11 protein-coding genes are annotated in these 12,034 nt (G+C 54.3%); 5 read left to right on the forward strand and 6 right to left on the reverse strand.

Features of this window, described 5'->3' with window-relative positions; translation table 11 throughout:
• The first annotated feature begins 47 nt into the window (after positions 1 to 47).
• On the forward strand, positions 48 to 3,167 hold the full coding sequence (gene ppc, locus DYY88_RS05960) for a phosphoenolpyruvate carboxylase (protein WP_367889265.1): 3,120 nt from the start codon (positions 48 to 50) through the stop codon (positions 3,165 to 3,167).
• A gap of 237 nt (positions 3,168 to 3,404) precedes the next feature.
• Entirely contained in the window at positions 3,405 to 3,944 is a 540-nt protein-coding gene (locus DYY88_RS05965; protein WP_052288289.1) for a putative outer membrane beta-barrel protein, read from the forward strand.
• Positions 3,945 to 4,277: 333 nt separating this feature from the next.
• Here the strand turns inward: DYY88_RS05965 and DYY88_RS05970 are convergent, their stop codons facing one another.
• The 4 genes from DYY88_RS05970 to DYY88_RS05985 all read right to left on the reverse strand — a co-directional run bounded on the left by DYY88_RS05970 (position 4,278) and on the right by DYY88_RS05985 (position 7,635).
• Entirely contained in the window at positions 4,278 to 4,694 is a 417-nt protein-coding gene (locus DYY88_RS05970) for a hypothetical protein (RefSeq protein WP_039725994.1), read from the reverse strand.
• A gap of 54 nt (positions 4,695 to 4,748) precedes the next feature.
• On the reverse strand, positions 4,749 to 5,594 hold the full coding sequence (locus DYY88_RS05975; protein ID WP_039729535.1) for a GDSL-type esterase/lipase family protein: 846 nt from the start codon (positions 5,592 to 5,594) through the stop codon (positions 4,749 to 4,751).
• A 108-nt stretch (positions 5,595 to 5,702) separates the two neighbouring features.
• Complete coding sequence (gene ychF / locus DYY88_RS05980) at positions 5,703 to 6,794, reverse strand: redox-regulated ATPase YchF (protein WP_039725995.1); 1,092 nt, start codon at positions 6,792 to 6,794, stop codon at positions 5,703 to 5,705.
• A 145-nt stretch (positions 6,795 to 6,939) separates the two neighbouring features.
• Positions 6,940 to 7,635, reverse strand: a complete 696-nt coding sequence (locus DYY88_RS05985; RefSeq protein ID WP_039725996.1) for an HAD family hydrolase — start codon at positions 7,633 to 7,635, stop codon at positions 6,940 to 6,942.
• Positions 7,636 to 7,942: 307 nt separating this feature from the next.
• Here DYY88_RS05985 and DYY88_RS05990 point away from each other — a divergent pair, with 307 nt between their 5' ends.
• Positions 7,943 to 8,515 (forward strand): DUF2854 domain-containing protein, encoded by a 573-nt coding sequence (locus DYY88_RS05990; protein ID WP_039725997.1) that lies wholly within the window; start codon positions 7,943 to 7,945, stop codon positions 8,513 to 8,515.
• A gap of 64 nt (positions 8,516 to 8,579) precedes the next feature.
• The gene (locus tag DYY88_RS05995) at positions 8,580 to 9,572 is read left to right on the forward strand and encodes a ligase-associated DNA damage response exonuclease (RefSeq protein WP_039725998.1); all 993 of its coding nucleotides are present in this window, start codon (positions 8,580 to 8,582) and stop codon (positions 9,570 to 9,572) included.
• A 66-nt stretch (positions 9,573 to 9,638) separates the two neighbouring features.
• On the opposite strand, the gene accB is transcribed toward DYY88_RS05995, so the two are convergent.
• Both accB and efp read right to left on the reverse strand, forming a co-directional pair.
• Complete coding sequence (gene accB, locus DYY88_RS06000; protein ID WP_039725999.1) at positions 9,639 to 10,130, reverse strand: acetyl-CoA carboxylase biotin carboxyl carrier protein; 492 nt, start codon at positions 10,128 to 10,130, stop codon at positions 9,639 to 9,641.
• A 71-nt stretch (positions 10,131 to 10,201) separates the two neighbouring features.
• Positions 10,202 to 10,762 (reverse strand): elongation factor P, encoded by a 561-nt coding sequence (gene efp, locus DYY88_RS06005; protein ID WP_039726000.1) that lies wholly within the window; start codon positions 10,760 to 10,762, stop codon positions 10,202 to 10,204.
• Between the two features lie 142 nt (positions 10,763 to 10,904).
• On the opposite strand from efp, the gene DYY88_RS06010 reads away from it, so the two are divergent.
• Positions 10,905 to 12,026 carry a peptidylprolyl isomerase gene (locus DYY88_RS06010; RefSeq protein ID WP_039726001.1) on the forward strand — a complete coding sequence of 374 codons (1,122 nt, stop codon included), beginning with the start codon at positions 10,905 to 10,907 and terminating at the stop codon, positions 12,024 to 12,026.
• Positions 12,027 to 12,034 lie beyond the last annotated feature (8 nt).

Here is a 12,034-nt window from a genome sequence, read left to right on the forward strand (position 1 = left end):
AGTTCTGACGTTTTACAGCGATACTCTAATAGTCTATGACCTCCACTGTGCCGACTTCTTCTGAGAATATGCCAACTACCCGCGAAGCTATCGTCGAGTCCACAAGCAATGTGTCGATCACGCCGCCAGGGTCTGCCTATGGCTTGCGCGTGCAGCAACGCATCAAGGTCGTCGAGGATATATGGGAAGCCGTCTTACGCCACGAATGTGGCGATGAGCTGTTGACTCTGTTGCATCAGTTGCGCAGTCTGTGCTCCGTCGAAGGGCAGGCTCCGGCTGCACGCGCGGCGAGTGTACAAAAAGTGGTGCAGGTCGTCGAAGACTTAGAACTGCAAGATGCCATTCGGGCAGCTCGGGCCTTCGCCCTCTATTTTCAGTTAATTAACAGCGTTGAGCAGCATTACGAACAGCAGGGGCAACAGCGCCAATATCGGGCCGCCTATGGTGAGGTGGAACCGGCTTCCGCGATCGCGGGCTTAGCCACCATTCGGCCTCATCAAAACAGTGCGAGTACGCCCACCGAAGACGCCCAGCCGATCCAAAAGGCCAAGTCGACCTTTGACTATCAACTGCTGCCCACCAGCTATCGCGACGCAGGCACCTTTCACTGGCTTTTCCCAGCGCTCAAGCAGCTGAATGTTCCACCCCAACTCATTCAGCGCCTGATCGACAATTTGGACATTCGGCTGGTGTTTACAGCTCACCCGACGGAAATTGTGCGCCACACCATTCGCGACAAACAACGCCGGATTGCCTCGCTATTTCGCCGGATGGATCAGGCCGAAGATTCACTGCCCAGCATGAACGGCGTTTCCAACTGGGAAATTGACACCCTTAAGGAGCAGCTCACCGAAGAAATTCGCCTGTGGTGGCGCACTGACGAGTTGCACCAGTTCAAGCCCTCGGTGTTGGATGAAGTCGATTACACCCTGCATTATTTTGACGTGGTGCTGTTTAATGCCCTACCGCAGCTTTATCAGCGCATTAAGCGATCGCTCCACAATACCTTTCCCACCTTGCGTCCACCCCAGCCCCAATTTTGCCGCTTTGGCTCGTGGGTGGGGGCCGATCGCGATGGCAACCCCTCCGTCACCCCCGACATCACCTGGAAAACCGCCTGCTACCAGCGCAACCTGGTGATCGAAAAGTACATTGAATCCCTCGAGCACCTAACCAAGCTGCTGAGCCTCTCCCTACACTGGAGCGAAGTGCAGCCCGAACTCTTAGACTCCCTGGATCAAGACCAACAGGTCATGCCCGAACTGTACGAGCGCTGGGCCATTCGCTACCGCCAGGAACCCTATCGACTCAAGCTCGCCTACATGCAGCAGCGGCTCGAAAATACCCTACTGCGCAGCCAGCGACTCTATCAGGGCGACATCCTCAAAGAGGATCAGGGCGGCATTACCGAACTGCCGTTGTACCACTCCGGTGATGACTTCCTGGCTGACCTCCGCCTGATTCAGCGGGACTTAAACGCCACGGGCATGGTCTGTGGGGCGCTAGAGCAAATCATTTGCCAAGTAGAACTGTACGGTTTTGTGCTGGCTCAGCTCGACCTGCGACAAGAAAGCTCCCGCCATTCCGACTGTATCGACGAAATCACCGCCTATTTGCAGGTACTCCCCAAGTCTTACAACGACTTGTCTGAGGAAGAAAAAACGGCGTGGCTGATCCAAGAACTGCAAACCCGCCGTCCCCTCGTGCCCGCCGAACTGCCCTTCTCAGAAACCGTTTGCGAAACCATCGAAACCTTCCGCATGGTGCGGCGCCTGCATCGCGAGTTTGGTCCCCAGATTTGCCGCAGCTACATCATCAGCATGAGCCACACCGTCAGCGACCTGCTAGAGGTGTTGCTACTCGCCAAAGAAGCGGGACTATTTGACCCCGCCACCTGGGAATCGAGCATTCAGCCGGTGCCACTGTTTGAGACGGTGGAAGACTTGAAGCGGGCCCCCTCGGTCATGCGATCGGTGTTTGAACTGCCGCTTTACCGAGCGGTGACCCAAGGCGGTAAAACCGACGATGCGGCTGGGGAAAGTGCCATGGCTGAGGCGTCGTCAACTCAGCCCATTCAAGAAGTCATGCTGGGCTATTCAGACAGCAATAAAGACTCTGGCTTCCTCAGCAGCAATTGGGAAATTCACAAGGCTCAGCAAGCGTTACAAGCAACTGCCGACGACTTTGGCATTGCCCTGCGCATCTTCCACGGTCGTGGCGGCTCCGTCGGTCGCGGCGGTGGCCCTGCTTACGAAGCCATCTTGGCCCAGCCCGGTGCCAGCCTGAATGGCCGCATCAAAATTACCGAACAAGGGGAAGTGCTGGCCTCCAAGTACAACCTGCCCGACTTGGCACTGTACAACCTGGAAACGGTCGCGACAGCCGTGATCCAAGGCAGTTTGTTGCACAGCAGTGTGGATGAAATTGAGCCGTGGAACGAAATTATGGAAGAGTTGGCGGCCAGCTCTCGCCGCCATTACCGAGCGTTGATTTATGAACAGGCAGATTTTGTCGAGTTTTTCCATCAGGTCACCCCGATCGAAGAAATCAGCCAGTTACAAATCAGTTCTCGCCCCGCCCGCCGGAAAGGCAAAAAGACCCTCGACAGCCTCCGAGCGATTCCCTGGGTCTTTAGCTGGACCCAAGCTCGCTTTTTGCTACCAGCCTGGTACGGTGTCGGCACCGCGCTAACGGACTTTTTAGCCGAAGATCCGGAAGAAAATTTGAAGCTGCTGCGCTACTTCTACCAAAAGTGGCCCTTCTTCAAAATGGTGATTTCTAAGGTAGAAATGACCCTGGCGAAGGTCGACTTGCAAATTGCTGAACACTATGTGCAAGAGCTGACCCAGCCCGAAGATCAAGAACGCTTCCACGTCTTGTTTGAGCAAATTTCAGACGAATTTCGTAAGACGACGGACATCATTCTGACGATCACGGGCCATCGACGCCTGCTGGATGGCGATCCCGACTTGCAGCGCTCCGTCCATTTGCGCAATGGCACCATCGTGCCTTTGGGCTTCATTCAGGTCGCCTTATTGAAGCGGCTCCGGCATTATCGCAGCGCCATATCGGGCGTCATCAAATCTCGATATAGCCGCGAAGAACTACTCCGGGGGGCCTTACTAACGATCAACGGGATCGCCGCTGGCATGAGGAATACAGGCTGATCCAGACAATATGTAACGCTTTGTAACGATTTGCTTGCGGATCTGAAGATCTACGCTTGAATTAAGCCGTGAAGTATCTCTAGATACGGCTTAAAGTCCTTGTATGTCAAGGGTTTTCACGAACTGGAAAAGATGTTGTCTAGTCAATCTGCGAGTGAATGAGTTCGCAGTGTGACTTGTGTGTGGCGACGCTATCCATTGTGTTGATATTGCCTGCCTGAGGAGTGGTGTCGGAAAATGAAGCAGATTAAACGTCGATTAATGCAGGCAGCGATCGCCGCTACACTCGGTGGAGCGATCGCCGGGGGTGCGGCTTTAGTGGATGCCCGTCCAGCAAATGCGCAAGCGGCGTATGGCAGCTATGTTGGCATTGGGGCTGGATTTAGCCTCACAGAAGAGGCCGAAACTGGCCGAGGCTCTGGCTTAGACATGGTGATTACAGGGCGCTATCGCTTTCTGCGGATGCCAGTATCGCTGCGCACGACCGCCTTTTTGTTTGACAACTTCACCTTAGTGCCGACCGTCTCCTACGACTATCCCCTCTCGTGGAACACCGATATCTACTTAGGGGCTGGCGCATCTTTCCCAATTGGGGATGATGACAACCCAGGGCCTTTGGGTAACCGTACCGCTTTTGTCTTGCAGCCAGGGATCGACTACGTGTTTCCCAATAGTCGTTGGACTGCTTTTGGTAGCGCCATCATTGCCTTCAATGCCTATCGCAATGGCGGCAATACAGCCGTGGCTTTGCAAACCGGCCTGGGCTATCGTTTCTAAGAATTGGCTTCAGCGGTGTTTTGAGGCGTTGGGACGTTCAGCTCACTAGCATCTGCTCAGGAAATTGCCAACCGGCGACTTAAAACCACTCCAGACAGCCTCTGAAGCATTGATGCAACAAGCTCAGCAGCCATGCTAGCCGCCCCCCCTAGGCAGGGACGGCTAGCATGGTCTCAGTCGCCCAAGTTCGCTTCTGATGTAGTGCTTGTAATTGCTATCCACTATTCAGGACAGGCTGCTTGAGCTGGCAATACTTGGACAGCGTAGGATTTGCAGCTTTGAATTGGGTCGTTCGCGGCCGACACAGCCAAGACGGTGATGATTTTAGACGGATCAGGCTGAGGTGATCGGCGATAAGGTCTGCACGATCGCTACACGACCATAACGAGGATCGATTTCGATGCCCCAGATATTGAGGGTGCCGAGACCGAGAGCATAAGTGCCGACTTCACCAGGACTGAGGGTGAGGCAGGTTGCAAAAATCGCCCTGCGGTGTCCTAGAGGCAAAAACATCGTTTCGCCTTGGTTCAAGGCCGCTTCGTTTTGAAAGGAAAGGCGGCCCTCGTGATTGAGAATGCCCGCAGGGGTAGGGCAATGATCGCAAAAACTGACGGCCAGAAACCAACGAGCATCCGCGATGCGATCGAACACGCGCTCGGGACGAGGGTGCTGCAACACGCGATAGCCACCCTCGACCGAAAGAATGGTGCCGCCTAAAAATCCGCAAACCATATTGGTATTGGGATCCATCGCTGTCCTCTGAGGTCTACAAGTAGTCGCAGTATGTCGGTGGAGTCGCCCCTGCTAGCGATCGCCGTCCTCGTTCAACTGGAGGGCGATCGCCGTGCGCCATACAAGATACCCCCGGTCATTCAAATGCAGACCGTCGGTGGTCAGGTCAGGCCGCAAAGCCCCCTCGCCATCGGCAAACAACGGATAGAGATTCAGGTAATCCACCCCTTCCGCCTCGGTCATCTGAGCGATCGCTGTGTTGACGGCTTGAATGCGATCGTTAGGGAGTTGCAGCAGGCGATCGCGGCCCTCCCAAGTCGCCCGTTCCGACCCGTGGGGCAAAATTGACTGCACGATAATATGAGCGTCTGGATGCTGCTGCTTCAGATATTGAACGGTCTGTTCCAAATTTTGGGCAACGGCCTGCTCTGGCACTTGGGCGATCAAGTCATTAATGCCCACCATGACAAAAATGGTGTCAGGTTGGGTGCCATCGAGAGCATCTAAGCGACGCAGCAGCATATCTGATTTTTCGCCAGAGATACCCTGATTGAGCCAAGTGCGGCGACCCGGCAGCAGTTCTTGGGGAAACCACAGGGAAATGGAATCGCCCAGCAACACCGTTAACCGGGGAGCATCAGCATGAGCACGCGCTTCCTGACGCACTAGCTCAACCCACTGTTGGTAGTTGAAATATTCGCGATCGCCCACCGCAGTGACGAGTCCGTCTGTTGATTCAGCCGCCTCACTAGCCATTGATGCCTTGGCTTGAGGCAGCACCGAAGTGGTCGGTGTGGAATCTTTGGGAGTGCGATCGCCTTCCCAAGTCAGCGACACCGCCATCAATAACAGGCAGTTCATCGCCAGCGAGAGCAGTGCCCAATAGGGCGCTTTTTCCAGTCGTTCCAGCACTTTCATGAACATGGCGTCGTGGAGATTGGCTCAAATTGTATCAAGCCATTCCAGACTGCGCTGTATTCACAAACAATTCCTCAAAGTTTTGCGCTGGCGCTCGGGTCATCCCACTTACACATTGAAGCGGAACAGCATCACGTCCCCTTCTTGTACGACATAATCCTTACCTTCACTGCGCAGTTGGCCCTTTTCTTTGACTCCATTCATCGAACCCGCATCGACTAAATCCTGATACGAAACCGTTTCTGCCCGAATGAAGCCGCGCTCAAAGTCGGTGTGAATTACTCCAGCGGCTTGCGGCGCTGACATGCCAGCTTTAATCGTCCACGCCCGCGTTTCTTTCGGGCCGGTAGTGAAGTAAGTTTGCAAGCCGAGCAGCTCGTAAGTGGCGCGGATAAGGGACTGTAAACCGCCTTCTTCGACACCGAGGGATTCGAGGAAATCGGCTCGGTCTTCCTCGGGCAACTCGATCAGCTCTGACTCTACCTGGGCTGAAATGACCACGACCTCAGCGCCCTCGGCAGCTGCGATCGCCTTCACCTGTTCCACGTAGTCGTTCCCAGTTGCCAAGTCGTCTTCGTTGACGTTGGTGGCATAGATGACGGGCTTACGGGTCAGCAGCCCCAGCGGCTTGATGAGCAATTCTTCTTCAGGCGTCAAGTCAACCGTGCGGGCAGTTTTGCCTTCGTTTAGCACGGGCAGCAACTTATCAAGGACATCGACTTCCGCCTGAATTTCTTTATCTTTTTTGGCTTGTTTACGAGCGCGCTCCAGCCGCTTTTCGACCTGGGCTAAGTCAGAAAGCGTCAGCTCTAAATTAATAATCTCAGCGTCTCGCGCCGGATCAATCGAGCCAGAGACGTGAATAATGTCGTCGTTTTGGAAACAGCGAACGACGTGAACGATCGCATCCACTTCGCGAATATTGGCAAGAAACTGGTTGCCGAGTCCCTCGCCTTTGCTGGCCCCTTCCACCAGACCCGCAATATCTACAAATTCCACCCGCGCCGGAACAATCTCCGCTGACTCAGAAATTTTGGCCAGCACTTCCAACCGCGGATCGGGCACGGCGACCACACCAACGTTAGGCTCAATGGTGCAAAACGGAAAATTTGCCGCTTGCGCTTTGGCATTGGCCACTACAGCGTTAAATAGAGTGGATTTTCCGACGTTGGGCAGCCCGACAATTCCGGCTCTGAGCATAGCGATCGCACGAGTATTTCAAATAAACCTTTACCAGCATAGAGGATGAAGGATGAGTCAGCGATGTGAGTCACCCGTTGGAGCTAGATAGACGGTTCGGTGGCCGACCTGGCGGATTCATCGTCATCATTCGGTCAACCCAGGCTCAACTTGACAAGTGGAGCTGCTGCGCAATGGTAGCGACGGCATCTTTGAGGTTATCCACAATGAAATCGGGGTCGTAGGTAGATAGCCGATGGCGATCGCGAATGCCACTCAGCACCGCTACAACAGGCAAATCATGGGCTCGCGCCGCCGCAATATCGGCCTCAGTATCGCCAATCATCCAGGTTTCAGCCGCGGTAGGCAATTCGGCGAGGGCTTTTTCCATCAGGCGAGTTTTCTCCACCACGTCGTGGGTCTTGACATAGACATCTGGCAGGCAATAACGCACCGCTGGCGGAAAAAAGTGGGTCAGGTCAAATTGTTCTAAAGCAAAGTCCAGTGCTTGCTGTCGCCGCATGGTCACCACAGCCAAATCACCTTTGAGCGTTTGGATATGCTGCAACGCGGTGATCGCATAGGGCACCGGACAGTCATATTTCAGATAGGCATGGTTATGCACCGTCTCTCGCCGCAGCAAAGCAAAGCGACGGGCCTGATCATCATGTAGGCCAGAGTAAGCGCCGATTTGCCGCTCCGGCACTTGCGCCCGTTTCAGTCGCCAAAACTCTTGTTTTGACAAACAAGTTACTGGCTGATCGGGCTCTTTCGCTTCTTCCAGACAGTATTGATAAACCTGGTAATACCGTTCCGACACATCCATGATAGGACCGTCAAAATCGGTGAAAATGCGCAACATCGTGGGCAACTAACCTCAGAGCGGCAAGCGGTTAACAATCATCAGTATCAATATCATCAATGAAGAATTATTAAGTGAAAACCTTCTGTTCATTCTGACATCTCATTGATCCGCCTTCATCGTCAATTTTGATTGAGTTGGGACGTTCTTAGGCTGGTGCTCTAGCGATCGCTCAGTTTGATACAGGTGTCGGGGCTGCTAATGAAGGATTCACGGCGATCGCTCCCAGCTCCCCTCCTCACCTTCTTCCCAAAACTGCTAAGCAGAACGATACAATTCATTAAAGTTAAGTCCGAGAAAAATCAGTATGTTACGGAAAACGTCCCTCGGGAATGTGTTGCTTGTGGTCGGTGGCATCCTCACTATTGTTGGGTTTATCGCCTACTTTCAAGAAAATGCAACCCTCAACTTGGCTGGTTTTTTCTACGGGATTCCCGTATTACTGGGGGGCTTAGCGTTGCGGGCAGCGGAGTTAGAACCGACTCAGTATTCCCACGAAACAACGCCAGAGGTGCTGACCCTGCGGGAACAACAGGCGACACCGACCCAAAATCAAGTGCGTAGCGATGTGACTCGCTATCGTTACGGCCAAGAAGCCCATTTAGATGAAGTGCTAGAACGGTTGGGGTTGGCCCCGACTGACGAAGAGCGGCCAGTATTGGCGGCGGTGCGCGAGGAATCGATCGACGGCGCTTATGCCCTGGTGTTGGAATTTGACTCGCCATTCATTGGGCTCAGCAAGTGGCTGGAGAAGCAGACCAAGATTGAAACGTTTTTTGGCCCAAACATCCGGGCGGAAATGACGGCACCGCAAGAAAACAAAGTCGACCTGGCGTTAATTGCAGTAGCGACCCCGGAGCCAGCGGAAGTGGTTTCCTAGTGCCAATTGTGAGTCTGGAGTTCTCGACCGCTCCGCTGTTGCGATCGCAGTGACTAATCAAACCATGCCTCTAATTACCGTCCGCCCCGAAGGACTGTATTGCGAAGCCGGAAATTTTTACATCGATCCCTGGCGGCCAGTGGAAACAGCGCTGATCACCCATGCCCACGCCGACCACGCGCGCTCGGGGTCGGAACAGTATGTAGCGATGGCCAGCGCCGAGGGCATTTTACGCAAGCGGCTTGGGGCGAATATCGCGCTGCGAAATGTCGCGTATGGCGAAAAGCTGAAATACGGCGATACCTGGGTGTCGTTTCACTCAGCGGGACATGTGCTGGGTTCGGCGCAAATTCGGGTGGAGCACAAGGATGAGGTCTGGGTCGTCTCGGGCGACTACAAGCGATGTGCAGACCCCAGTTGCGCCCCGTTTGAAGTGGTGCCTTGCGATACGTTTATTACCGAAGCGACGTTCGGCCTGCCGATTTACAAGTGGAATAGCGGTGCAGAAACAGCACGGCAAATCTATGACTGGTGGCAGTCCGACCGCGATCGCCCCTCGATTCTCTTTTGCTACGCCTTTGGCAAAGCCCAGCGGGTGCTGAGTGAACTGACGAACTTTACCGACCAGACCGTGTACGTGCACGGGGCGATCGCCGCCCTCAACGACATCTATCGCGCCCAAGGCGTCCAGATGGTGCCGACCGTCAACACCGCCGATATGCCCAAAAACCATAAATACAAGGGAGACCTCGTGTTAGCGCCCCCTTCAGGTCATCGCTCTAGCTGGATGAAGCGCTTCAAATCTCCTCAAACAGCGTTTGCCTCCGGCTGGATGGCCGTGCGCGGGGCTCGACGGCGACGCGGCTACGAGCGGGGTTTTGTGCTGTCTGACCACGCGGACTGGTCGAGTCTCATTCGCACGATTCAAGAAACCGGAGCCCAGCAGGTCTACGTTACCCACGGGCAAAACGATGTGCTGTCTCGCTACCTACAAGAAGTGTGCAACATCAATGCCCACCCCTTAGAGACCTTGTTTGAAGGGGAAGGCGACATTTAGCTTTGCCACGTTCAGTTTCAGGACTCGTTGCTGACTCTCAGTCAAGGGGTTCCAATCACTGTGAAATTAAGGCTTGACTCGCATCAACGGTTGCCCAAATTCCACTGGTTGAGCGTTCTCCACCAGGATTTCGACAACCTCACCGGAAACTTCCGCTTCCAACTCGTTCATCAACTTCATCGCTTCGATAATGCAAACCGTTTGCCCGGTTTGGATGCGATCGCCAATTTCCACAAAAGACGGTTCTTCCGGTGCTGGAGCGCGATAAAACGTGCCGACCATCGGCGACGTAATTTCCAACAGATTGGAATCAGCAGAAGGCGGTGGCGTCGGAGGAGTCGCAGCTGGGGCCGTCTCAGGAGCAGGCATCGGAGCGACCGGAGCCGCAGCGGGCTGTTCTTGTGAAGACATCGCAACCATGGGAGCACTAACCGGAGCGATCGCCCCTTGCTTGCGCAGCGTCAGCTCAAAATCAGCCCCCTTCAGGATGAGTTCCGAGATATCGGTTTGGCTGAGTGTCGTCACCAGCTCCCGCAGTTCACTGAAATTTAGTTCCACTATCGCCTTCCCTACCAACAAGATACAGTTGCCCCAGACGGAGGACGGGTGAGAGCCTCCCGACTCTGGCCCTAATTCTCCCGCCCTAAATAAGAGTCGTTGCGGGTATCAACCTTGATTTTTTCGCCAATCGAAATAAACAAGGGCACCATCACTTGGGCGCCAGTCTCGACGATGGCGGGTTTCGTGCCCCCCGTGGCGGTATCACCTTTGACGCCGGGGTCAGTTTCAGTCACTTCGAGCACAACCGAAGTCGGCAGTTCCACTTCCAGAATCTGCTCATTCCATCGCACCACGCTCACTTCCATCTCTTCTTTGAGATACTTAACGCGATCGCCCACTTGATCTTCAGTCATGCGCACTTCTTCATAAGTCTCCATATCCATGAAGACCAAATCTTCACCATCTCGATAGGTGTGCTGCATCACCTTTTTCTCGAGATTGGCTTGGGGCACTGTCTCACCAGCGCGAAACGTTTTTTCCACCGTGTTCCCGGTTTGGACGTTTTTCAGCTTCGTGCGGACAAAAGCAGATCCCTTGCCTGGCTTGACATGCAGGAACTCGGTGACCTTCCAAACTGACCCATCCAGTTCAATACTGACGCCCGTACGAAAGTCGTTGCTGGAAATCATAACGCTCGCTACCCGTGGCTCTTTGAATATCGGCACCTCATTTTACCGCTCAGCCGCCAACTTTCTAGAATGCTTCTGGAGATGCCCGCACTATGGCAAGATCGAAACGTCTGCTGAATATGACGCTTTGCTAGCCTTACTTATGCATTTATTTAATCGATGGTTGCTTTGCCTGGTTTTAGGCGTGGTGTTTTGGGGTGGCGGACTCATCGCCACTGTGCCCCCCAATGCGGTGGCTACCCCTATGCCAACCTCACCGCTAGTGGCTTATTTACCCCCAGGTAATGCTGTAACAGATGGGCGCGCCCTATTGCGCTACTCCCTGCCCATCGACAACCAAGATATTCGAACCATTCAAAAAGATTTAGAAGGACTGTCAGAGTGGCTACGCAGCAAGCGCTGGGGACCGATCATCCGCGACGCCAAGAAAATTGATAAGTTAATCGGCCGCCGTCGCGACGCCATCTTGGGGGATATACCCTCTGAGCGTCAGACTTTGGCAGCACAATATCTCGATGAGATTCGCGCGGGGTTAGAGCCGCTGATCGCTGGGGCCGAAGCCAAAAATCGCGAGACGGTTTGGGTACAACGCGGCGACCTCCTCGAAAAAGTCGGCGCCATTGAAGAAATGATGGTCACCGAATTTCCGTTTGAGGTGCCTGAGGAATATAGCCACTTGCCGCAGCTCAAGGGTCGCGCCACCGTTGAGTTTGAAACCAACAAAGGGACGATGCTCGCGGTGATCGACGGCTACACCGCGCCAGTGACCGGGGGCAACTTTGTTGACCTGGTGCAGCGGGGCTTTTATGACGACATGCCTTTTATTCGGGCCGAAGACTTTTACGTGCTGCAAACAGGGGATCCGGCAGGGCCAGAAGAGGGCTTCATTGACCCCAAAACGGGCGAATACCGGGCAGTGCCCCTTGAAATCTTAGTCAAGGGGGACGAAGAGCCGATTTATGGAGCCACTTTAGAAGAATTGGGCCGCTATTTGGATGATCCGGTGCTGCCCTTTTCGGCCTTCGGGGTGATGGGGTTTGCCCGGCCTCCGAGTGATGTGAACGGCGGGTCTTCGCAATTTTTCTTCTTCCTGTTTGAACCGGAACTCACGCCAGCAGGACTCAACTTACTGGATGGTCGTTTTGCAGTGTTCGGCTGTGTGGTCGAAAACAAAGAGCTGCTAGAAGAACTGGGCCAGGGCGATCGCATCGTTTCGGCGAAGGTGATCGACGGCTTGGAAAACCTCGTCCAACCCACTACTTAGGGAGACTG

Source organism: Leptolyngbya iicbica LK, from assembly GCF_004212215.1.
Lineage (GTDB): Bacteria > Cyanobacteriota > Cyanobacteriia > Phormidesmidales > Phormidesmidaceae > Halomicronema > Halomicronema iicbica.